Below are 21,918 nucleotides of genomic sequence, written 5' to 3' on the forward strand. Positions count from 1 at the left end.
TCGGCGGCGGGATGAAGCGCGGCACCGAGCGGCCAACGGCGCACGGGACCATCGACCTCGCACCGTGTGGGCTCGACCAACCTCGCACGAGCCGGGTGGACCCGCACGTGCGCGGCGTCAGTGCGCGAACGCCTGCTGGCCGACGACGCCGAGGAGCTCGAGCTTCTGCGCATCCTCGGACCCTGGGGGTGCGGTGAAGAGCAGCAGCGCCTGCGCCTGGTCGTCGGTGTGCAGGACCTGGCAGTCGACGGTGATCCGGCCGAGCTCACGCTGCACGATCGTCTTGTTGTCGGACCAGCGGCTCGTCACTTCGTGCAGTGCCCAGAGCTCGCGGAACTCGGGGCTGCGGGTCTCGAGCTCGGCGATCAGCTCGGTGGCCCGACGGTCCCCCGGTCCGGCCAGCCCCACCGCCGCCCGCAGCGACGCCACCACGACCCGGGCCAGTCGCTCGTGTTGCTCCGGCGCGTACTTCGCCAGCTCGTCGCCGGTCACGAACCACCGCCATGCCTGGTAGCGCTCGTTGCCGGGCAGGTCGACGGACGACCCGAGCAGCGCCGCGGCGAGCCGGTTCTCGACCAGCGTCTCGCCCAGGTGACTGACCACGATCGCGGGGGTGTCCTCGAGGCGGTCGAGCACCCGCAGGATCGCTGGGTCGACGTGGTCGGCGCGGTGCAACCGGGTCGGGGCGTTCTGCCCGGCGAGGTGGAACAGGTGGTCGCGCTCGTCGAGACTGCAGCGCAGCGCCCGGGCGATCGCGGCGATCATCTGCTCCGACGGCTGCGGCCCACGCTGCTGCTCGAGGCGCGTGTAGTAGTCGACCGACATGCCCGCGAGCGCAGCGACCTCTTCGCGCCGGAGACCAGGCGTCCGGCGTCGTGGTCCCTGGCCGAGGCCGACGTCCTCGGGGCGCAGCAGTTCGCGGCGACGGCGGAGGAAGTCGGCGAGTGCAGCGCGGTCCATGGTCCCGATTGTCGTCCGGTTCCCGCCGCTGTGCCAGGGATCGCCGATCCCCCGATGACCGAGGTCTGGCTGGGCCGTCGACGACGGCGCATGGTGGTGGACATGGACATCACGAACTCCACCGTCTTCATCCCCGGCGCGACCTCCGGCATCGGCCTCGCCCTGGCCCAGCGCCTGCAGGCCGCGGGCAGCACCGTCGTCATCGGCGGGCGTCGTCAGTCGCTGCTCGACTCGCTCGCCGCCGAGCACGGCTTCGGCACCGTGCAGATCGACGTCAGCGATGCGGCCTCGATCGAGGCCGCTGCCGCCTCGGTCCTCGAGACCCACCCGTCCTTGGACACCCTCGTCACCATGTCGGGGATCATGCGCAACGAGGACCTGCGCTCCCCCGACCACATCCACGACGCGCTCGAGATCATCCAGACCAACCTGGTCGGCACGATCCGCCTCATCGACGCGTTCCTGCCGCACCTGCTGACGCAGCCTGCCTCGACCATCGTCACGGTGTCGTCCGGCCTCGCGTTCGTCCCGCTCACCGCGACGCCGACGTACAACGCCACGAAGGCCGGCATCCACTCGTACACGCAGTCGCTCCGTCAGCAGCTGCTCGGGACCCCGGTGTCGGTGCTCGAGCTCGCTCCCCCGGCGGTGTCGACCGACCTGATGGGCGGAGCTGACTTCGGCGGTATGCCCCTCGACGCCTTCGCCGACGAGGTCCTCGCGCTGCTGGAGTCGGGGGCATCGCCCGAGATCCTGGTGCAGAACGTCCTGCCGCTCCGGTTCGCCGAGCGCGACGGCACGCACCAGCAGGTCTTCGAGGCGATGGCGTCGCGCGCGCACTGACCCGCGGCGCGTCAGTCGGCCGCGCCCTCGCCCAGCTCGTCGCGAGCGATCCGGCGGTCGAGGGCGCGGTTCAGCACGGGGAGACCCGTCGCGATCACCGCTCCGCCGAGCGCCCAACCGACCGGCACCTGGTGCCAGCGGGTGATCGCGTAGATCGCGGTGAACACCGTCACCGTCAGCGCTGTGCGCAGGAGCCGGTGCACTCGGTCGCGGTGCACGCGCGGCACGGAGTCGACCGCCGTCGTGTCCGGTTCATCGGTGTCCGGCCCGTCGTCCAGGTACGCGAAGGCGACCCCCCACACGACGATGCTCAGGCCGAGCACCACCGCGACCCACGCCCCGTCGCTGGACGGATCGCGGACGACGACCGACGCTGCGAAGCAGCCGATGGCGAGCCCGCCGAGCACGGCGATGATCGTGATCCAGCGGGGGAGGGTGATGCGAGGCACTCACCGATCGTAGGGCCGAGGCGACCGTGCGCGCGCTCCCCCATTCGCGGCGTCTGGATCCGGCGAGCAGCTGCTGCAGTTCGGCCTCGGCGTCGCCGCGTCGATCAGCGCATGCCACTCGCCCGGTGACTTGCCCGTCTACTCCGCAGCCGCCAGGACCGTCCGACCGAGCCGCACGAAGTCGTCGACACCGATCGCCTCGCCCCGGGCCGTCGGGTCGATGCCCGCCGCCGTCAGGACCTCGGAGGCGTGGGCGCTGCCACCGAGCACACCGGACAGGCTCTGCCGCAGCATCTTCCGCCGCTGCTGGAACGCCGCATCGACCAGGGTGAACACCCGCGACCGCAGCAGCTCGTCTCCCGGGGACTCGTGCCGGTCGAACGCCACGAGCACGCTGTCGACGTTCGGGACGGGCCAGAACACCTGCCGGCTGACGAGCCCGGCCGTGCTCCACGAGCCGTACCAGGCGGCCTTGACGCTCGGCGACCCGTAGACCTTGCTGCCCGGGCCCGCCGCGAGACGGTACCCGACCTCGGCCTGCACCATCACGAGCGACCGCTCGATCGACGGGAAGGTCGCGAGCAGGTGCAGCAGCACGGGCACCGAGATGTTGTAGGGCAGGTTCGCGACGAGGTGCGTCGGTTCGGTGTCGAGGTCCGAGGCGGCGACGGTCATCGCGTCCTGCTGCACGACCGTCAGCGTCGCCGCCGGCTGCAACGCGCTGACCGTCGACGGCAGCTTCGCCGCGAGCCGCTTGTCGATCTCGACGGCGGTGACGGGCGCGCCGGTCTCGGTGAGCCCGAGCGTCAGGGAGCCGAGGCCCGGCCCGATCTCGAGCACCTGGGACGACGGCGTCACGCCGGCGACCGACACGATCCGTCGGACGGTGTTGGCGTCGTGCACGAAGTTCTGCCCGAGCTTCTTCGTCGGGGTCACGTCGAGTTCGGCGGCGAGTTCCCGGATCTCGGCCGGGCCGAGCAGCGCGCCCACTACTCGTCCACCGTCACGGGCTCGGCGTCCCACGCGCCGTAGACGAGCTCGGTGTTCGACGCGATCTGCGCGGCGAGCATCGAGGCATCGGTGCCGAGGGTCTCCGCCATCGACCGCAGGGTGAGCGGGATCAGGTACGGGGCGTTCGGCCGGCCGCGGTACGGCGTCGGGGTCAGGAACGGCGCGTCCGTCTCGACCATGATCAGGTGCCGTGGCGCGACGACGAGGGCTTCGCGGAGCAGTGCTGCGTTCTTGAACGTCACGGTGCCGGCGAACGACATGTACCAACCGCGCTCGGCGCAGAGCCGAGCCAGGTCGGGTCCGCCGGAGAAGCAGTGGAACACCGTGCGCTCCGGAGCCCCGACGCGGTCGAGCACCTCGACCACGGCGTCGTGCGCGTCGCGGTCGTGGATGGTCAGCGCGAGGCCGTGCTCCTTCGCGATGCGGATGTGCTCCTCGAACGAGCGGATCTGGGCGTCGCGCCCGTCCTCACCGGTGCGGAAGAAGTCGAGCCCGGTCTCACCGATCGCCCGGACGCGGGGCAGTGCCGCCAGGGCCTCGATCCCGGCGAGGTGCTCGTCGAGCAGCCCCTGCTCCTGCAGCGACGGCGCCTCGTTCGGGTGCAGTGCGACCGCTGCGAGCACGCGGGGTTCGCGGGCGGCGATCGACGCGGACCACTGCGAGGTCGCCAGGTCGGTGCCGACCTGCACGACACCGCGGACGCCGACGCTCGAGGCACGGCCGAGGTGCTCGCGGTAGTCGAGCGCCCCGTCGCCACCGTCGGCGATCTCCATGTGCGTGTGGTTGTCGTAGACCGGGACCACGAGCGCCTCGGGCAGGGGCGGGTAGGTCAGGTCGCGGTTGGAGCCGTCCCCGTCGCCACGGGAGCGGAGGTGGGCGTCGGTCACGCGGCGCCCTGCTCCGCCTGCTCGATGCGCGGGAACAGCCCGCTCTCGAGCGGGACCACCTGGTCGGCGCCCTGCCACTCGAAGGCACGATCGACACGCTGCTCGGCGATCGAGCCACCGGCACCGATCGACGCCCACAGCTTCTCGGTGGCCTTCGGCATCACCGGGGAGAGCAGGACCGCGACGGTGCCGAGGCCACGGAGTGCCGTGGTCAGGACGGTGCCGAGCCGCTCACGGTTCGCGTCGTCCTTCGCCAGGGCCCACGGCTGCTGCTCGGTGATGTACCCGTTCAGCGCGTCGACGAGCTCCCAGACGGCGGCGATCGCCTCGTGCGGGGCGAACGCGGCGATGGCTGCGTCGGCACGCTCGGTGACCGACACCGCCAGGGCGTCGACGGCTTCGTCCGACTCGGTCAACGGCCCCCGCGCGGGCACTGCGCCGTCGAAGTACTTCTGCAGCATCGCGACCAGGCGCGAGGCCAGGTTGCCGAAGCCGTTCGCGAGCTCGGCCTGGTACCGCGCCGAGATGTCCTCCCAGCTGAAGTTGCCGTCCTGCCCGAAGGTGATGGCGCGGAGGAAGTAGTAGCGGAAGGCGTCGGACCCGAAGGTGTCGGTGATCTCCGACGGCGCGATGCCGGTCAGCTTCGACTTGGACATCTTCTCGCCACCGACGAGCAGCCAGCCGTGACCGAAGACGCGCTCGGGCACGGGCAGGCCGGCAGCCATGAGCATCGCCGGCCAGATGACGGCGTGGAAACGGGCGATGTCCTTGCCGACGATGTGCACGCTCGGCCACAGGCGCTCGAAGGCCTCGTCGTCCTCGGTGCCGTAGCCCAGCGCGGTGACGTAGTTGAGCAGGGCGTCGAACCACACGTACAGGACGTGATCGCTGTCCCACGGGATCTTGATGCCCCAGTCGAAGCTGGACCGCGAGATCGACAGGTCGCGGAGGCCCTGCTTCACGAACGAGATGATCTCGTTGCGAACGCTCTCCGGCTGGATGAACAGCGGGTTCGACTCGTACAGGTCGAGCAGGCGCTGCTCGAAGTCCGACATGCGGAAGAAGTAGTTGCGCTCGGACAGCACCTCGACCGGGATCGAGTGGATGGCACAGACCTGCTGTCCCTCGTACGCACCGGTGCCGGGGACCAGGTCGCTCGGCTGCTTGTACTCCTCGCAGCCCACGCAGTAGAAGCCCTCGAACTCGCCGGCGTAGATGAAGCCGTCGTCGTAGAGCTTCTGCAGGAACGCCGTCACGCCGCGCTCGTGGCGCTCGTCGGTGGTGCGGATGAAGTCGTCGTTGGCCACGTCGACGGTGTCGAGCAGCGGCTTCCACGCCTCGGTCACCAGGCGGTCGGCCCATTCCTGGGGCGTGACCTCGTTCGCCGAGGCGGTGCGCAGGATCTTCTGCCCGTGCTCGTCGGTGCCGGTGAGCAGCCAGGTGTCGTCACCCCGCTGCCGGTGCCAGCGCGCGAGGACGTCCGCGGCGACCTCGGTGTAGGCGTGCCCGATGTGGGGCACGTCGTTCACGTAGAAGATCGGCGTGGTGATGCTGAACGAGGACCCGTCGGACATGCGGACCATCCTACGGGCGCGCGGAACCCGGATGACGCGCGCGGCGGTGGACTGTGGAGAACCGGATCCGGGAGGCCCGTGGCGGGCCTGCCCCGGGCCTCCCGTCCGGTACTGCCGTCGTCTACCGCGCCGCGAGCGCGCCCTCGTAGAGGTCGCGCTTCGACAGCCCGGTCGCGTCCGCGACCGCCGCTGCGGCCTCCTTCATGCGCATGCCGGCGGCCACCCGCTCGAGGACGAGTCGGACCCCGTCGTCGAGCGTCGCCTCCTCGGTGGCCTCGGCGGCCCCGGCGACGACGATGCAGATCTCACCCCGGACCCCCTCTGATGCCCACGCGACGAGCTCGTCGAGCGGACCACGACGGACCTCTTCGTACAGCTTCGTGAGCTCGCGGCAGACCGCTGCGCGACGATCGCCCCCGAACCCGACGGCCATGTCGGCGAGCGTCTCGGCCAACCGGTGCGGCGACTCGAAGAAGACCATCGTGCGCTGCTCCCCCGCGAGCGCCTGGAACGCACGGCGACGCTCCCCGCCCTTGCGCGTGGGGAACCCCTCGAACGTGAAGCGGTCCGTCGGCAGTCCGGAGACGGCGAGCGCCATGAGCACCGCCGACGGGCCGGGCAGTGCCGTGACCGTGACGCCCGCGGCGGCCGCTGCCTCGACGAGCGGGAAGCCGGGGTCGCTGATCGCGGGCATGCCGGCGTCGGTGAGGACCACGACGTCCTCGTCACGGGCGAGCTCGACGACCTCGGACGCCTTCGCCCGTTCGTTGTGCTCGTGCAGGGCGATGAGCCGCGGACGGTTCTCGATGCCGAGGGCGCGCATGAGGTGGATGGCGGTCCTGGTGTCCTCCGCCGCGACCACCGTGGCGTTGGAGAGGGTCTCGACGAGACGGCGCGAGGCGTCCCCGAGGTTGCCGATGGGGGTTGCTGCGAGGACGATCACGCCACCCATTGTCGTCGCAGCACCGACGCAGCGCGGACATGCGCTCGATCCGTAGGATGCTGAGCGATGACCAGCGAGCTGACCGACGACCGCACGGCCGTGCCCGACGGGCCGGTCGGCTCGCGCCTCGACGACTGGTGGGGGCGGGTGCTCTCCACCGCCCAGCGCGTCGCGGTGTGGCGCTGGGCCGGACCGATCGCGGTGACGCTGCTCGCCGCCGTGCTCCGCCTGGCGAACCTGGGGAACCCGCACTCCCTGGTCTTCGACGAGACCTACTACGTCAAGGACGGCTGGTCGATCGTGCACCTCGGCTACGAGGGCACCTGGCCGGCGAACCCGAGCAGCGACTCCGCCCCGACGACCGACGACCGGTTCTCGAGTGGTGAGACGGACATCTTCACCAGTGCCGCGGAGTTCATCGCGCACCCGCCGCTCGGCAAGTACCTGATCGGGCTCGGCATGCTCCTGTTCGGGGCGGACAACTCGTTCGGCTGGCGGTTCGCCGTCGCCGTGCTCGGCATCGCGACGGTGTTCCTCACCGCCGTGATCGCCCGGTCGCTGTTCCGCTCCACCCTGGTCGGCACGCTCGCCGGCGGTCTGCTCGCGATCGACGGCCAGGCCATCGTGATGTCCCGCGTCACGCTGCTCGACGGGATCCTGACGTTCTTCGTCGTGCTCGGGTTCGGGGCGCTCCTGCTCGACCGGCGCCGGAGTCAGCGGCGGCTCGACGACTGGGTCGCCGAGCGGGTCGCCGCCGGCCGGGACACCCTGTGGGGGCCCGTGCTCTGGTGGCGCCCGTGGCTGTTCGCGATGGGGCTGACGATGGGGTTGGCCTCCGCGACGAAGTGGTCGGGGATGTACTTCCTGGCCTTCTTCGCCGTGTACTCCGTGCTGAGCGACATGCTGATGCGCCGCCGTGCGGGGGTCGAGTTCTGGTCGTCGAGCGCGCTGCTGCAGCAGGCCCCCGTGTCGTTCGTGCTCACCGTGCCGATCGCCGCCGTCACCTACGTCGCGTCGTGGACCGGCTGGTTCGTGTCGAAGGACGGCTGGGACCGGAACTGGCTGGCCTCCGGAGGAGAGCGCTGGACCGGGGTGCTCCGGTGGGTGCCGGACAGTCTGCAGAACTGGTGGCACTACCAGTCGGAGATCTACGACTTCAACATCGGGCTGCACACGCCGCACTCGTACCAGGCGAACCCGCTGCTGTGGCTCGTGATGCAGCGCCCCACGTCGATGTTCTACGTTGGCACCGATGCCGGCCAGGACGGCTGCTCGGCGAGCCGCTGCGGCGAGGCGATCACCGGCGTCGCGAACCCGTTCATCTGGTACGCGGCGGTCATCGCGACCGTGGCGCTGCTCGTGCTCTGGATCCTGCGCCGACAGTGGCAGTACGGCTTCGTCTTGCTCGGCGTCGCCGCGGGCTACCTGCCGTGGCTGATGTACGTCGACCGGACGGTCTTCCAGTTCTACACGATCGCCTTCGAGCCATTCATGGTGATGGCGCTGGCGGCGGCGATCGGGTTGGTGCTCGGGTCACGGTCCGATCCGCGGCCCCGACGGACCCGGGCGGTCGTCTGGGTCGGCGTGTACCTGGTCGTGGTGGTGCTCGCGTCGGCGTACTGGTACCCGATGTGGACCGCGATCCAGGTGCCGTGGGACTTCATCCGGTCGCACTACTGGCTGCCGAGCTGGCTGTAGTGCGCGTCGGGTCGGCCCGGCGCACTGGTCGCGACCAGACCGCCGGACGGGAGGCACGGGTCGGCTCCGCCACGGGCCTCCCGTCCGGAGTCGGTTGGCACCCGAGCCGCGCGCGGTCCGCGGGGACGCGTCAGGACTGCGCGTGCAGCGCGCGCTCGATCGATTCGCGGTCGAGCGGGTCGCCGACCATGCTCGGCGCGGTCCGGGTCTGCGGCAGGACGCCCTCGATGAGGAGTTCGGCGTACCGGCGCCAGGCGTTCGGGTCGTGCTCGCGGGTGGCGTCCGCGACGGCACCCACCATGGCGGTGAGCATCGGCAGGTCGCGGTAGTCGAACCCGGCGCGGACCACCCCGGCGGTCTCGGCCCGCCCGATGATCGCGGAGACCTGGCGCTCCAGCCGGTCTCGCTCCTGCACGATCGACGGACGCGCCTTGCCGGCACGCACGATGGCGTCGGCGAGCGCACGGTCGCGGGCGCGGAACTCGAACACCCCGGTCAGGTAGACCCGCAGGGCCTCACGCGGGTCGACGACGTCGGCGGCGCGGGCGGCCGCGTCGTTCATCGCCTCGAACTTGGTGGCGAGCAGCGCCTCGATGAGGGAGTCCTTGTCGGCGAAACGTCGGTACACGGTGCCGACGCCGACCCCCGCTTCGTGCGCGATGTCGTTCAGGGTGACCGACAGCCCGCGCTCCGCGAAGCACTTGCGAGCGGTCTGCAGGATCAGCTCGCGGTTGCGTGCCGCATCGGCGCGCAGCGGGCGCTCGAGGTCGGGCGCGGACTCGGTGGTGCTCACGGTGCCGAACCTAGTTGAACTTTCTGGGAATAAGTGGATGCGGACCTTCCGTTTCGGTCTACACTGTCGACAAACGGATGCGGCGCATCCGTTTGACACCTCCCCTCTTCGAAACGCCCGACGGTGCGCGCTTCGTGCTCCCCCTCCAACCTTCTCGAAGGAGGCTGCCGTGACGGCAGAACACACCGTGCCGACCCCCACCGGGGCAGCACCCACGACTTCCGGCACCACCCCCGCCAAGAGCAACCACCGCTGGATCGCCCTGGCGGTCATCGCCCTCGCCCAGCTGATGGTCGTGCTCGACGCCACGATCGTGAACATCGCGCTCCCCTCGGCCCAGGCCGACCTGGGGTTCGGCACCGACCAGCGCCAGTGGATCGTCACCGCGTACTCGCTGGCGTTCGGCTCGCTCCTGCTGCTCGGCGGTCGCCTCGGCGACCTGTTCGGCCGCAAGAACACCTTCATCATCGGCCTGGTCGGCTTCGCGGTCGCGTCGGTGCTCGGTGGCCTCGCCGACTCGTTCGGGCTGCTCGTCGCGGCCCGCGCCCTGCAGGGTGTCTTCGGCGCCCTGCTCGCACCGTCCGCGCTCGGCATGCTGACCACCACGTTCCGCGACCCGAAGGAGCGCGGTCGTGCGTTCGGCATCTTCGGCTCGATCGCCGGTTCCGGTGCGGCCATCGGTCTGCTCCTGGGCGGCGTGCTGACCGAGTACGCGTCGTGGCGCTGGTGCCTCTACGTCAACGTCGTCTTCGCCGTGCTCGGCGTGATCGGCGCGCTCGTGTTCATGGAGAAGCCGCCGAAGGTCGACCGTCCGCGCATCGACGTCGCCGGCGTCATCACCATCACCGCCGGTCTGGTCGGCGTCGTCTACGGGTTCTCGAACGCCGAGACCAACGGCTGGGACTCCCCCGTCACCATCGCGATGCTCGCCGGTGGCGTCGTCCTGATCGCCGCGTTCGTGTTCATCGAGACCCGTGTCGCGCACCCGCTGCTGCCCCTGCGGGTCGTGCTCGACCGTGACCGCGGTGGATCGTTCATCGCGATCGGCCTGGTGGCGATCGGCATGTTCGGCATCTTCCTGTTCCTGACCTACTACCTCGAGCAGACCCTCGGGTTCAGCTCGCTGCAGACCGGTCTGGCCTTCCTGCCGATGCCGCTGTCGATCATGATCTCGGCGACGCAGATCGGTGGGCGACTGCTGCCGCGCATCGGCCCGAAGATCCTGATCTTCGCCGGTGGCCTCGTCGCCGCGATCGGCCTGCTCCTGCTGCTGCGCACCGACCTGGACAGCTCCTACGCGGGCACCGTCCTGCCGGCGCTGATCGTCATCGGGCTCGGCATGGGCACGATCTTCTCGTCCGCGATGAACACCGCGACCACCGGAGTGGCCCGAGCCGACGCCGGTGTGGCCTCGGCGACGGTCAACACCATGCAGCAGATCGGTGGCTCGATCGGCACGGCGCTGCTGTCGACGATCTTCGCCGACGTCGTGAAGAACAGCCTGACCGGGCTGTCGGCGGCACCCACGAAGCTGCAGCAGGCCCAGGCCACGCTCGACGGCTACCACGTGGCGTTCGGCATCTCGGCCGGTGTGCTCGTGCTCGTCGCCCTCGCGGGTGGCCTGCTCATCAACCGGCAGTCGGTGCGGCTCGACCGGCTCGCCCACGCTGCGTCCACGACGACCGGGAGCATCCCCGCCGCCGCGCACTGACGCGTCAGCTCGTCCGAACGGCCCGTCCTGGTTCTGCCGGGGCGGGCCGTTCGTGCGTGTGGGCGGGGCGGGTGCGGGTGCGGGTGCGGGTGCGGGTGCCGGTGCGGGTGCCGGTGCCGCGTCGCGCGGGTTTTGCGACGTTCCACAAGTCGTTCAACGCGTGGATCGTCGGAACATGCACCCACAGTCATTGCGCACGCACCAGCCACCACCCGCGCCCCGGTTTCGCCGCGTGTCGGTTTCCCTGTCGTCCGTCAGAGGTCCGCATTATCGTTTCCGGCATGGCCCCCGTCCTGACCTCGCCGCTCGTGTCGACGCAGTGGCTCGCCGACCACCTCGGTGGTGACGAGCTCGTCGTCCTCGACGCCTCCGTGCACACGGTGGGGACCGGACTCGAGACGATGTGGCACTCCGCGGTCGACTCCTACGAGCAGCGTGGGCACGTCCCCGGTGCCCGCTTCGCCGACCTCGTCGACGCCTTCTCCACGCCGGGCGCTCCGGTGCCCTTCACCCGCCCGAGTGCCGAGCGGTTCGAAGCAGCTGCCGGTGACCTCGGCGTCACGAACACCTCGACGGTCGTGGTCTACGACGACAGCGTCGGCGAGTGGTCAGCACGGCTGTGGTGGATCTTCCGGTCGTTCGGCTTCGACTCGGTCGCGGTCCTCGACGGTGGCTTCACGAAGTGGCGCGACGAGGGCCGGCCGGTCCGCGTCGGTGCACTGCGCCAGGCGCCCTCGCCGGCGAAGGCGCCCGATGACGACAGCGCCTTCCTCGCCGGTGAGGAACGCCCGCTCTGGGCCGACCACGCCCGTGTCCGCCGAGCCGTGTCGGGTGAACAGCCCGCCGCGCTGGTGTTCGCGGCGCCCGAAGCGGCCCTCGGCGACGAGCACCCGCCGATCATCCCGGGGAGCACCCCGATCACGGTGGACACCCTGGTCGACCCGGACACCAACGCGTACCTGCGCGGGCCGAAGCTCGCCGAGGCGTTCGCCGCGGTCGTCGGCCAAGACGAGATCGTGACGTACTGCGGGGTCGGCAGCGCCGCGTGCGTCGATGCACTGGCGCTGACCGTGCTCGGGCACGACAAGGTCACCGTCTACGACGGCTCGTTGCTGGACTGGTGGCGGCACGAGCCCGAGGCACTCGCGTCCTGAGACTCCGGACGACGGCCGCCGGACGACGAACGACGGCCGCCGGACGCCGTCCCGCTAGCGTTGGGGCATGAGCTCCAGACGCGCGGTCATCCTCGGCGGTACCGGCGGGATCGGTTCGGCCGTCGCGCGTGAACTCCTCGACGCCTCCGGGCGGGGCGGCGACGACTGGCAGGTCGACGTCCTGGCCCGCCGCGGTGGCCCGGTAGCCGATTCCCTCGCTGCCCGTGGCGCGACCTTCACCGCGGGTGACCGACGGGACACGAGCACCCTGCGCGACCTCCTCCGCCCCGGCGCGGACCTGCTCGTCGACACCGTGGGGCTGACCCGCGACGACGCGACGCAGCTCCTGCCGTTCCTCGACGACGTCGGGTCCACCGTCTTCGTCTCCTCGCGTGCGGTCTACGCCGACGAGCAGGGCCGGCACGCGAACTCGACGGACAAGCCGGTCTTCGGCGCCGCGGTCACCGAGATCCAACCGACCGTCACCGCGGGCGACGGCGACCCGACCAGCCGTGACGGCTACGGCGCGGCGAAGGCGGCCTCCGAGCAGGTGCTGCTCGACCACGGCGCCCCGGTCACGGTGCTGCGCCCGTCGAAGGTGTACGGCGTCGGCATCGGCCGTCCGCGCGAGTGGTTCGTGGTCCGCCGGGTCCTCGACGGCCGCGAACGCATCCTGCTCGCCGACCACGGCCGCGGCGTGGACCACACGACGGCGGCGAGCGGCATCGGCTCGCTCGTCCGACTGGTCGCGCACGCTCCGGACCGGCGCATCCTCAACGTCGCCGACGACTCCGCTCCGACGGCGCTCGAGATCGTGCGGACCATCGCCGGGCACCTCGACCACCAGTTCGACGAGGTCCTGCTCGACGCGGACGCCCCAGCCTTCGTCGGCACCACCCCCTGGTCGTCGCCGTCACCGTTCGTCCTCGACACGACGGCGGCACGCGCGCTCGGGTGGCAGCCGCCGACCTTCGCGACCGCGGTCCTGCCCGAACTCGACTGGTTGGTGGAGACCGCGCAGTCCACACCGGCGGACGGCGACGTGCCGTGGGCCGACGACCCGTTCTGGGAGCGCATGTTCGACTACGGCCCCGAGGACGCTGCCCTCGCGCTCCTGTCGCTGGGCCTCGGGTGACGGTGCCGAGCACGCCCCGCCCCGAGGTCCTGTTCATCGGCGGCCGGTCCGGTGTCGGCAAGTCCACCGCAGCCGAGGCGCTGCACGACCTGCTCGTCGCTGCCGACGTCCGCCACGCGGTGATCGAGGGCGACCTGCTCGACCTGGCACACCCGGCACCGCACGTCGAGCACCCCGAGGCGCGGCTCGCGGAACGGAACCTCGCCGCCCTGTGGACGTCCTACCGCGAGCTCGGCCACCATCGGTTGGTCTACACGAACACCGTTTCCGTGCTCGAGCACGAGCGTCTGGCCGCCGCCGTGGGCGACGACCCCGTGGTGACGACGGTCCTGCTACGAGCGGCAGACGGTCCCACCGCCGAGCGCCTCGCGCGACGGTCGGGTGGCGAGGTCCCGCAGGCGCAGCTCGCGCACAGCACGCGGACGGCCGGGAGGCTCGACGCGGCTTCCGGGGACACGGTCACCCGGGTGGACACGGACGGTCTCACCCCCGCCCAGGTCGCGCAGCGTCTCGCCGCGCTGACGGGGTGGCTCCCCCGCTGACCTGGCGTCCGGCAGCTGTGGACATCGTCAGTCCGTCCACAGATCGCGGCGATCGCTGGCCCGCTCAGTCACCACGGGGCACGCTGGAGCCATGAACGACAACCGACTCGGCACCTCGGTCAGCCCGTACCTCCGGCTGCACGCCGACAACCCCGTGGACTGGCGCGAGTGGGGCCCCGAGGCCTTCGCCGAGGCACGTGAGCGCGGCGTCCCGGTCCTGGTGTCCGTCGGCTACGCCACGTGCCACTGGTGCCACGTCATGGCGCGTGAGAGCTTCGCCGACCCGGAGATCGGTTCGCTGCTCCGCCAGGACTTCGTCGCCGTCAAGGTCGACCGCGAAGAACGTCCCGACGTCGACGCCAGCCTGATGGCCGCCGCGAGCGCGTTCACGCAGCAGCTCGGGTGGCCCCTGACGACGTTCCTGACGCCCGAGGGCCACGTGTTCTTCGCCGGCACCTACTTCCCGCCGACCCCGGTCGGTCAGGTGCCCGCGTTCCGACAGATCCTGGCGGCGGTCCTCGACGCGTGGACCGAACGGCGGCACGAGGTCGACGCGAACGCCGCGGCCATCGCGACGGCGATCCGGCAGGGGGCCGAGGCGGACGCGACCACCCGCGCGGCCGAGGGTGCTGACGGAGCCGACCCGCGCCTCCCGTCCGTCGATAACATCCGGGCCGTCACCGGTCAGCTCTCGCAAGCCGAGGACACCACCTACGGTGGTTTTGGCGGCGCACCGAAGTTCCCGAGCACGCCACTGCTGGAGTTCCTCGCCGACGCAGCACGCGACGGCGATGCCGAGGCCGACGGCCTGCTCGACCGGTCGCTCCACGCGATCCGGGCCTCCGAGCTGACCGATGCCGACGGCGGTGTCTTCCGGTACGCGACCAAGCGCGACTGGAGCGTGCCGCACTACGAGCGGATGCTCTACGACAACGCCGGCCTCCTCGCGGTCGCCGGGGCCGAGCAGGCGCGCGGCATCGCGGACTTCCTGCGCGACACCCTGCGGCAGGACGACGGAGCGTTCGTCGCCGCGCAGGACAGCGAGTCCACGATCGACGGCCAGCGAGTGGAGGGCGAGTGGTACCGACGGCCGCTGACGGAGCGCGTGCTCCTCGACCCGCCACCACTCGACGACCAGGTCCTGACCGGGTGGAACGGCCTGGCGATCCGCGGACTCGCGATCGCCGGCGACCGTCACGACGACCCCGAGATGATCGGCCTCGCCCGGGATGCAGCCGATGCACTGCTGCGGTCGCACGTGCGCGACGGGCACGTCCTGGTCCGCTCGAGCACGCCTCGCGGTGCGTCAGCAGCACCGGCGACCATCGAGGACGTCGGGCTGCTGGCCGAGGGTCTGCTCGAGCTCGCCCTGGTGACCGGCGAGGTCACCTACGCCGTGACGGCTCGTTCCCTGGTCGACGACGGCCTGGCGAACCGGTTCGACGTCGACGCCGTGCTCGCAGGAGCAGGCACGGCGACCGGGGAACAGCCGCAGACCGCGATGCGCTCCGGTACGGTGGCGCTGGCCGCAGCGGCAGCCGGCCTCGCGGCGTTGACCGGCGACTCCGCGTACCGGACGGCGGCCGCGCGCTTGGTGAGCGACCGCGCGGCGACGGGTACCGAGCGGCCGCTCGGGCACGCCGACGCCCTCGGTGTCGCACTCGGGCTGCAACGACCCTCGCGCGAGGTCGTGGTCGTGGCGTCGGACCCGCACGACCCACTCCGCGATGCCGTCCGCGCCGCGCGCCGACCCGGCACGGTCGTCGCTCGCGTGACCCCGACGCAGGCTGCGGAGTGGGCGGCCGCGGGGTTCGAGCTGTTCGAGGTACGGGACGCGCTCGACCCGGCTGCGTACGTCTGCCACGACCGCGTGTGCGCCCTGCCCGCTCGGTCCGCGGCGGACCTGGCCGCCGGGCTCGCAGCGCCGGCGGCGTGACGGTATCCTGGAATGCTCATGTCTCCCACGCCGCCAGTCATCACGTACCCGCCCGAACTGCCGGTCTCGCAGCGGCGGGACGACATCGCGGCTGCCATCCGTGACAACCAGGTCGTCATCGTCGCGGGTGCCACGGGCTCGGGCAAGACCACCCAGCTGCCGAAGATCTGTCTCGAGCTGGGCCGTGAGCACATCGGGCACACCCAGCCCCGCCGGATCGCGGCCCGGACGATCGCCGAGCGCGTCTCCGAAGAGCTCGGCAGCGACCTCGGCGACCTGGTCGGCTACCAGGTCCGGTTCACCGACAAGGTGTCGTCGAACACCCGCATCAAGCTGATGACCGACGGCATCCTGCTGAACGAGATCCACTTCGACCGCGACCTGAAGCGGTACGACACGATCATCATCGACGAGGCGCACGAGCGCTCGCTCACGATCGACTTCCTGCTCGGCTACCTCAAGCGGCTCCTGGTCCGGCGACCCGACCTCAAGCTCATCATCACGAGCGCGACGATCGACCCCGAGTCCTTCTCGAAGCACTTCGGCGACGCCCCGATCATCGAGGTCTCCGGGCGGACCTACCCCGTCGAGATCCGGTACCGCCCGCTCGTCTCCGAGGACGCCGACGACACCGACGAGCACGACGAGACCGACTCGCGCACGGTCGACCGCGGCGGGGCGAACGGCGCCGACGACCGCGACACCCTGCAGGGGATCACCGACGCGTTGGACGAACTCGCGCGCGAAGAACCCGGCGACGTGCTCGTGTTCCTGTCCGGCGAGAACGAGATCCGTGACGCGCAGGACGCGATCGAGGGCAAGCGCTACCAGGGCACCGAGGTCCTGCCCCTGTACGGCCGGCTCTCCGCCGCCGACCAGCACCGCGTCTTCGATCGACGCACCACACCGGGGATCCGTCGGCGCGTGGTGCTCGCCACGAACGTCGCCGAGACCTCGCTGACGGTGCCCGGCATCAAGTACGTCATCGACACCGGGACCGCCCGCATCTCGCGGTACTCCCCACGCGCCAAGGTGCAGCGGCTGCCGATCGAGGCGATCTCGCAGGCCAGCGCGAACCAGCGTTCGGGTCGAGCGGGCCGTACCAGCGCCGGCATCGCGATCCGGCTCTACTCCGAAGACGACTTCGAGCGTCGCGACGAGTTCACCGACCCCGAGATCCTGCGGACGAACCTCGCCGCGGTGATCCTGCAGATGATCTCGCTCGGGTTCGGCGACATCGAGTCGTTCCCCTTCCTGCAGCCGCCGGATTCCCGTGGGGTGAAGGACGGCCTCGACCTGCTGCGCGAACTCCGCGCCGTCGACAAGGACGGCCGGATCACCAAGTCCGGACGACAGCTCACCCGGCTGCCCATCGACCCGCGGCTCGGCCGGATGGTGCTCGAGGCCGGGCGGCAGGGCGTCGGTCGCGAGGTCGTCGCCGTCGTCAGCGCCCTGAGCATCCAGGACCCCCGCGAACGCCCGCTCGAGAAGCGCGCCCACGCCGACCAGATGCACGCTCGCTTCGCCGACCCGACGAGCGACTTCCTCACCCTGCTCGCGCTGTGGAACTACCTCGAGGACAAGCAGGACGAGCTGTCGTCGAGCGCGTTCCGCCGGCTCTGCAAGGCCGAGTTCCTCAACTACCTGCGCATCCGCGAGTGGCAAGACCTGTACCGCCAGCTCTCCCGCGCCGCGAAGCAGGTCGACGTCCGGGTCGGGCAGTCCCGCTCCGACGACGGCGACGCGGTGCACCGTTCCCTGCTCGCCGGACTGCTCAGCCAGATCGGGCTGCGCGACCGCGAGAAGCGTGACTACCTCGGCTCGCGGAACACCCGGTTCGTGGTGTTCCCGGGCAGTGTGCTCGCGAAGAAGCAGCCCGATGCGGTGATGGCGGCCGAACTCGTCGAGACCAGCCGGCTGTTCGCACGGACCGTCGGCCGGATCGACCCCGCGTGGGTCGAGCCCCTCGCCGGTGACCTGCTGAAGCGCACCTACGGCGAACCGCACTGGGAGAAGAAGCAGGGCGCGGTCGTCGCGTACGAGCGCGTGACGCTGTTCGGCGTCCCGATCGTGCAGCGCCGGCGCGTGCAGTACGCCCGGATCGACCCGGAGCACTCGCGCGAGCTCTTCATCCGCCACGCCCTGGTCGAGGGCGAGTGGGAGTCGCAGCAGGCGTTCGACCGTGCGAACCGGAAGCTCCGCAAGGAACTCGAGCAGCTCGAGGAGCGCACCCGCCGGCGTGACATCCTGCTCGACGACGAGAACGTCTACGAGTTCTACGACGCGCGCGTCCCGGCGGACATCGCGACGACCCGCGACTTCGAGGGGTGGTGGCGGACGACGCGCCGCGACCAACCGGACCTGCTCACCATGCGCAGGGCGGACCTCCTCGACGAATCCGCTGCCGAGGCGGCGGAGGACGACGTCGAGTACCCGACCCAGTGGCGGAGTGGCGACCAGCGGCTCGCGATCCAGTACCGCTTCGAGCCGGGCGCGCAGGACGACGGCGTCAGCGTGCAGGTGCCGCTCGCGCTGCTCCCCCGCATGCGCGAAGAGGGCTTCGACTGGCAGGTCCGCGGCCTGCGCAAGGAGCTCGTGACCGCCCTCATCAAGTCGTTGCCGAAGCAGATCCGCAAGAACGTCGTGCCTGCAGCCGACTGGGCCGAGAAGATCGTCGCCGAACTGCCCGACGACGCCCCGACCGAGCCGACGGAGTCGTTCCGAGCGACCCTGGCCAAGGCGATCCAGCGGATGACGTACGTGCCGGTGTCGGAGTCCGACTTCGACCTGTCCCGCGTGCCGTCGCACCTGCTGCCGACCTGGGCCGTCGTCGACGAACGTGGTCGGCGGGTCGAGGCCGGCAAGGACCTGTCGGCCCTGCAGACCAAGCTCAAGGACCGCACCCAGCAGAGCGTCGCCTCGGCCACGGTGCGGGGTGCGGGACGCCCCGGAGGCGCGGCTCGCGTCGCCGCCGCCGGTGGCGGAGCCGGGGTGGAACAGTCCGGCCTGACGACCTGGCCGGCCCAGGACCTGCCGCAGACCCTCGACACCGAGCAGGCCGGCGGCGTCATCCGCGCGTACCCGTCCCTGGTGGAAGAGGGCTCCGGTCCGAAGGCGACCGTCGGGGTGCAGTTGCTCGCGACGCCGTCCGACCGGCAGGTGCGCATGCCCGCCGGGGTCCGTCGCCTGGTGATGCTCGCGGTGCCGTCGCCGGTGTCGTACATCCAGTCGCATCTGACCGCGCAGGAGAAGCTCGCACTCGCTGCGAGCCCGTACGCGTCGACGAACGCGTTGTTCGACGACGTGCTCGCAGCCGTCGTCGACGCGGTGATCCGTCGCTCCCACCCGGACGGTCTCGTGTTCACGAAGGCCGACTTCGGGGCGGTTCGCGACGCCGTCTCCGCGACCGTCGTCGACACGATGTTCACGGCCGTGTCCGAGCTCGCCGCCGTGCTCCTCGCCCAGCGGTCCGCCGAACGAGCACTCAAGCAGGCGAACTCGATGTCCCTGCTCGGTGCGCTGACGGACATGCGGCAGCAGACGGAGCGACTCGTGTACCCGGGGTTCGTCTCCGCCGCCGGCACCGACCGGCTCCGGCGCATCCGGGTGTACCTGCAGGGCATCGAGGCACGCGTGCAGAAGCTGCTGCAGAACCCGGGGCGTGACGCCACGTGGATGCGCGAGGTCACCGTCGCCACCGACCGCTACGTCGACGCGGGCGGTGCGTTCCCGCCCGCAGTCGGTTCGCATCCTGAGCTCGTGCACGCACGGTGGATGCTCGAGGAGTTCCGACTCAGCCTGTTCGCGCAGGAACTCGGCACCGCCGAGACGGTGTCGTTGCAGCGGATCACGAAGGCCCTGACCGCGGCGCGCTGATCGGTCTACCGTGACGGCCATGATCGGCACACTCGACATGGTCGTCCTGGACTGCGCAGACCCTCGCGGCCTGGCGCGCTTCTACGCGGAGCTGCTCGGCGGCGAGATCGTCGGCTTCGACGAGGACTGGGCCGAGGTCGCGCTGCCCTTCACCGACCAGCGTCCGCTCCTGGCGTTCCAGCAGGTCGAGGACTACCGCGCACCGGAGTGGCCCGGCCAGCTCGTCCCGCAGCAGAGCCACCTCGACGTGAAGGTCGAGGACCTCGACGACGGCGAGGCAGCGGTCCTGGCGATCGGTGCGACCGCCACAGGATCGGCGACCGACACGTTCCGCGTCTACCTCGACCCGGCGGGCCACCCGTTCTGCCTCATCCGACCGAACGACTGATCAGCCTTCGGTCGCCAGGCCCTCGACGACCTGCACACCCGGCAGCGCTCCGAGGACGGAGCCGGGCAGGAACACCTTCGCACCGCGGCGTCCGGCACCGATCACGGCGTCCGGGGCATCGAGCACGCGGGAATCGACGTACACCGGCCACGCGGAGGGCAGCCCGATCGGGGTGATCCCGCCGTACTCCATGCCCGTCAGCTCCACGGCCTGGTCCATCGGCGCGAAGCTCGCCTTCCGTACGTCGAGCAGCTTCCGGACGACACGGTTCACGTCGAGGCGGGTGTGGGCGAGCACAACGCACGCTGCCACCCGGACGTCCTCACCGCGCTTGCCCGCGACGACGATGCAGTTCGCCCCGCCGTCGAGCGGGAAGCCGTAGGCCTCCGAGAACGCGGCGGTGTCTGCCAGGTCAGGGTCGATCGGAGCTGCCTCGATCCGTGCGGCGACATCGGCGGGCAACGCGGCGAGCGCTGCGGCGACGGGTGCGGCCAGCAGTTCCGGGGCGGTCAGGGCGGGAACCCGTTCGAGCGTCGGCATGGCTCCACCCTACGGAGCACCCCGTGACCATGCTGGCTCCATGTCGACGTACGACACCCACCTCACCGCCCTCGCCGGAGCAGCGCAACGGTTCGACGACGTCCTGCGGTCCGGCGACCGCGCGGCACCGGTGCCGTCGTGCCCTGGTTGGTCCGTCCAGGACCTCGGGACCCACCTGGCCGACGTGCACCGATGGGCGCTCGGGCAGCTGACCGGTTCGGAGCCCGCACCGCTCGCGCACGACGACCTCGCGGACCGCTTCCGCACGGGAGCCGACGAACTCGTCGCGGCGCTCCGGGCACGCTCCTCGGACACCCCGTGCTCGGCGATCTACCCGCCGGACACGGCCGCGACCTGGGCACGTCGCCAGGCGCACGAGACCGCGATCCACCTGTGGGACGCGCAGCGGGCGCTGGGAGTCGAGCCGGGCCTCCCGGTCGAGCTGGCGACCGACGGCGTTCGTGAGGTCATCGGCGACCTGTACCCGCGTCAGGTGCGGCTCGGCCGCATCGCGGCGCTGGCGCGGACCGTCGTGTTCGCATTCTCCGACGCACCCGGCGAGGCCACGCTCGACGGTGCGGACGGTGGCGGCGCCGCCGTCATCGTCACCGGTCGGGCGGAGGACGTGCTGCTCCTCTTGTGGAAGCGACGGGCGCTCGACGAGGTCGCGCTGACGATCGACGGCGAGCGGGCAGCACTCGACGCCGCACTCGCGACCAGACTGGTGCCATGACGGAGCTCCGACCGATCGACCTGGACACCTGGCCCCGCCGCGAGCACTTCGAGCACTACCGGCAGCGTGTGCAGTGCTCCTACGAGGTGACCGTCGACGTCGACGTGACCGCGTTCGTCGCGGCGGTCCGCACGAGGGCGGCGAAGACCTACGCGTCCCAGATCTGGGCGATCGCGACCGTGGTCAACCGTCACGCCGAGTTCCGGATGCAGCTGCTCGACGACGGCTCCCCTGGCGTCTGGGACGTCGTGCACCCGATGTTCACGGTGTTCCACCCGGACACGGAGACCTTCTCGGCCTTGGTGGTGCCCTACGACGAGGACCCCGGCCGGTTCCACGCCGCCGCGGTCGAGACGATGGATCGGTACCGGGACGACGTCCGGATGTTCCCGCAGGACGACCGGCCCCGGAACGTGTTCGACGTCTCCACCTTCCCCCGCACGTCGTTCACGGGGTTCGCGCTGCACGTCCGCGACGGGTACGACCACCTGTTGCCGATCATCACGCTCGGCCGCTACCGGATCGAGGGTGCCCGCACGGTGATGCCGATGGCGCTGCAGATCAACCACGCGGCGGCCGACGGTTTCCACACCTCGCGGTTGGTCCAGGAGCTCGAGGACCTGCTCGCCGACCCGTCGTGGCTGGCGTGACGGTCCGACCCGCGCTGCCAACCGACGCGGTCGGGGTGGCCGGGCCACGCTGACGGACTGGAGGCCCGTGGCGGAGCCCGCCACGGGCCTCCAGT

At 71.1% G+C, this 21,918-nt stretch carries 19 protein-coding genes; 11 read left to right on the forward strand and 8 right to left on the reverse strand.

Translation table 11 applies throughout. The features are described from left to right. Positions 1 to 117: 117 nt before the first annotated feature. Positions 118 to 960, reverse strand: coding sequence for a helix-turn-helix transcriptional regulator (locus tag OGL88_RS10570; RefSeq protein ID WP_263091328.1), 843 nt, complete (start codon positions 958 to 960; stop codon positions 118 to 120). Between the two features lie 102 nt (positions 961 to 1,062). Here OGL88_RS10570 and OGL88_RS10575 point away from each other — a divergent pair, with 102 nt between their 5' ends. Then, a complete protein-coding gene (locus OGL88_RS10575; protein WP_263091389.1) occupies positions 1,063 to 1,803 on the forward strand; it encodes an SDR family oxidoreductase in 741 nt (246 codons plus the stop codon). Positions 1,804 to 1,814: 11 nt separating this feature from the next. Here OGL88_RS10575 and OGL88_RS10580 read toward each other — a convergent pair whose 3' ends face one another. The 5 genes from OGL88_RS10580 to rsmI form a co-directional block, all read right to left on the reverse strand. Beyond that, positions 1,815 to 2,252 (reverse strand): hypothetical protein, encoded by a 438-nt coding sequence (locus tag OGL88_RS10580; RefSeq protein ID WP_263091329.1) that lies wholly within the window; start codon positions 2,250 to 2,252, stop codon positions 1,815 to 1,817. Positions 2,253 to 2,390: 138 nt separating this feature from the next. Beyond that, positions 2,391 to 3,242, reverse strand: a complete 852-nt coding sequence (gene rsmA / locus OGL88_RS10585) for a 16S rRNA (adenine(1518)-N(6)/adenine(1519)-N(6))-dimethyltransferase RsmA (protein ID WP_263091330.1) — start codon at positions 3,240 to 3,242, stop codon at positions 2,391 to 2,393. Next, complete coding sequence (locus OGL88_RS10590) at positions 3,242 to 4,150, reverse strand: TatD family hydrolase (RefSeq protein ID WP_263091331.1); 909 nt, start codon at positions 4,148 to 4,150, stop codon at positions 3,242 to 3,244. The genes rsmA and OGL88_RS10590 overlap by 1 nt, the downstream gene beginning before the upstream one ends. Next, positions 4,147 to 5,724 carry a methionine--tRNA ligase gene (metG, locus tag OGL88_RS10595; protein ID WP_263091332.1) on the reverse strand — a complete coding sequence of 526 codons (1,578 nt, stop codon included), beginning with the start codon at positions 5,722 to 5,724 and terminating at the stop codon, positions 4,147 to 4,149. The genes OGL88_RS10590 and metG overlap by 4 nt, the downstream gene beginning before the upstream one ends. 121 nt (positions 5,725 to 5,845) lie before the next feature. Continuing rightward, a complete protein-coding gene (gene rsmI, locus OGL88_RS10600) occupies positions 5,846 to 6,667 on the reverse strand; it encodes a 16S rRNA (cytidine(1402)-2'-O)-methyltransferase (protein ID WP_263091333.1) in 822 nt (273 codons plus the stop codon). A gap of 66 nt (positions 6,668 to 6,733) precedes the next feature. On the opposite strand from rsmI, the gene OGL88_RS10605 reads away from it, so the two are divergent. Beyond that, the gene (locus OGL88_RS10605; RefSeq protein WP_263091334.1) at positions 6,734 to 8,365 is read left to right on the forward strand and encodes a dolichyl-phosphate-mannose--protein mannosyltransferase; all 1,632 of its coding nucleotides are present in this window, start codon (positions 6,734 to 6,736) and stop codon (positions 8,363 to 8,365) included. A 130-nt stretch (positions 8,366 to 8,495) separates the two neighbouring features. On the opposite strand, the gene OGL88_RS10610 is transcribed toward OGL88_RS10605, so the two are convergent. Further along, complete coding sequence (locus OGL88_RS10610; protein ID WP_159574131.1) at positions 8,496 to 9,158, reverse strand: TetR/AcrR family transcriptional regulator; 663 nt, start codon at positions 9,156 to 9,158, stop codon at positions 8,496 to 8,498. A gap of 169 nt (positions 9,159 to 9,327) precedes the next feature. Between OGL88_RS10610 and OGL88_RS10615 the strand changes: the two genes are divergently transcribed. From OGL88_RS10615 to OGL88_RS10645, 7 genes are all read left to right on the forward strand, one after another. Next, positions 9,328 to 10,869, forward strand: coding sequence for an MFS transporter (locus OGL88_RS10615; protein WP_123291813.1), 1,542 nt, complete (start codon positions 9,328 to 9,330; stop codon positions 10,867 to 10,869). Positions 10,870 to 11,150: 281 nt separating this feature from the next. Further along, positions 11,151 to 12,023, forward strand: coding sequence for a sulfurtransferase (locus tag OGL88_RS10620; protein ID WP_263091335.1), 873 nt, complete (start codon positions 11,151 to 11,153; stop codon positions 12,021 to 12,023). 67 nt (positions 12,024 to 12,090) lie between these two features. Then, on the forward strand, positions 12,091 to 13,158 hold the full coding sequence (locus OGL88_RS10625; RefSeq protein WP_263091336.1) for an NAD-dependent epimerase/dehydratase family protein: 1,068 nt from the start codon (positions 12,091 to 12,093) through the stop codon (positions 13,156 to 13,158). Positions 13,159 to 13,160: 2 nt separating this feature from the next. After that, on the forward strand, positions 13,161 to 13,700 hold the full coding sequence (locus tag OGL88_RS10630; protein ID WP_263091337.1) for an AAA family ATPase: 540 nt from the start codon (positions 13,161 to 13,163) through the stop codon (positions 13,698 to 13,700). Between the two features lie 91 nt (positions 13,701 to 13,791). After that, the gene (locus tag OGL88_RS10635) at positions 13,792 to 15,636 is read left to right on the forward strand and encodes a thioredoxin domain-containing protein (protein WP_263091338.1); all 1,845 of its coding nucleotides are present in this window, start codon (positions 13,792 to 13,794) and stop codon (positions 15,634 to 15,636) included. Positions 15,637 to 15,654: 18 nt separating this feature from the next. Continuing rightward, positions 15,655 to 19,512, forward strand: coding sequence for an ATP-dependent RNA helicase HrpA (hrpA, locus tag OGL88_RS10640; RefSeq protein ID WP_263091339.1), 3,858 nt, complete (start codon positions 15,655 to 15,657; stop codon positions 19,510 to 19,512). A gap of 19 nt (positions 19,513 to 19,531) precedes the next feature. Then, positions 19,532 to 19,900, forward strand: a complete 369-nt coding sequence (locus OGL88_RS10645; RefSeq protein ID WP_111084715.1) for a VOC family protein — start codon at positions 19,532 to 19,534, stop codon at positions 19,898 to 19,900. On the opposite strand, the gene OGL88_RS10650 is transcribed toward OGL88_RS10645, so the two are convergent. Then, positions 19,901 to 20,440 carry a YbaK/EbsC family protein gene (locus OGL88_RS10650; protein WP_263091340.1) on the reverse strand — a complete coding sequence of 180 codons (540 nt, stop codon included), beginning with the start codon at positions 20,438 to 20,440 and terminating at the stop codon, positions 19,901 to 19,903. It abuts the gene before it with no gap. Positions 20,441 to 20,480: 40 nt separating this feature from the next. On the opposite strand from OGL88_RS10650, the gene OGL88_RS10655 reads away from it, so the two are divergent. Together OGL88_RS10655 and OGL88_RS10660 are read left to right on the forward strand one after the other, a co-directional pair. Beyond that, positions 20,481 to 21,173, forward strand: coding sequence for a maleylpyruvate isomerase family mycothiol-dependent enzyme (locus OGL88_RS10655; protein ID WP_263091341.1), 693 nt, complete (start codon positions 20,481 to 20,483; stop codon positions 21,171 to 21,173). Beyond that, complete coding sequence (locus tag OGL88_RS10660) at positions 21,170 to 21,823, forward strand: chloramphenicol acetyltransferase (protein ID WP_263091342.1); 654 nt, start codon at positions 21,170 to 21,172, stop codon at positions 21,821 to 21,823. The genes OGL88_RS10655 and OGL88_RS10660 overlap by 4 nt, the downstream gene beginning before the upstream one ends. The last annotated feature ends 95 nt before the right edge of the window (positions 21,824 to 21,918 follow it).

The sequence above is a fragment of the Curtobacterium sp. RIT-PI-V genome (assembly GCF_025642935.1).
Lineage (GTDB): Bacteria > Actinomycetota > Actinomycetes > Actinomycetales > Microbacteriaceae > Curtobacterium.

Coding starts and splice junctions, on each gene's coding strand:
- OGL88_RS10620 (WP_263091335.1), top strand. CDS start 11,151: ATGGCCCCCGTCCTGACCTCGCCGCTCGTGTCGACGCAGTGGCTCGCC.
- OGL88_RS10650 (WP_263091340.1), bottom strand. CDS start 20,440: ATGCCGACGCTCGAACGGGTTCCCGCCCTGACCGCCCCGGAACTGCTG.
- OGL88_RS10605 (WP_263091334.1), top strand. CDS start 6,734: ATGACCAGCGAGCTGACCGACGACCGCACGGCCGTGCCCGACGGGCCG.
- OGL88_RS10625 (WP_263091336.1), top strand. CDS start 12,091: ATGAGCTCCAGACGCGCGGTCATCCTCGGCGGTACCGGCGGGATCGGT.
- OGL88_RS10660 (WP_263091342.1), top strand. CDS start 21,170: ATGACGGAGCTCCGACCGATCGACCTGGACACCTGGCCCCGCCGCGAG.
- OGL88_RS10575 (WP_263091389.1), top strand. CDS start 1,063: ATGGACATCACGAACTCCACCGTCTTCATCCCCGGCGCGACCTCCGGC.
- OGL88_RS10635 (WP_263091338.1), top strand. CDS start 13,792: ATGAACGACAACCGACTCGGCACCTCGGTCAGCCCGTACCTCCGGCTG.
- hrpA (WP_263091339.1), top strand. CDS start 15,655: ATGTCTCCCACGCCGCCAGTCATCACGTACCCGCCCGAACTGCCGGTC.
- metG (WP_263091332.1), bottom strand. CDS start 5,724: ATGTCCGACGGGTCCTCGTTCAGCATCACCACGCCGATCTTCTACGTG.
- OGL88_RS10655 (WP_263091341.1), top strand. CDS start 20,481: ATGTCGACGTACGACACCCACCTCACCGCCCTCGCCGGAGCAGCGCAA.
- OGL88_RS10645 (WP_111084715.1), top strand. CDS start 19,532: ATGATCGGCACACTCGACATGGTCGTCCTGGACTGCGCAGACCCTCGC.
- OGL88_RS10570 (WP_263091328.1), bottom strand. CDS start 960: ATGGACCGCGCTGCACTCGCCGACTTCCTCCGCCGTCGCCGCGAACTG.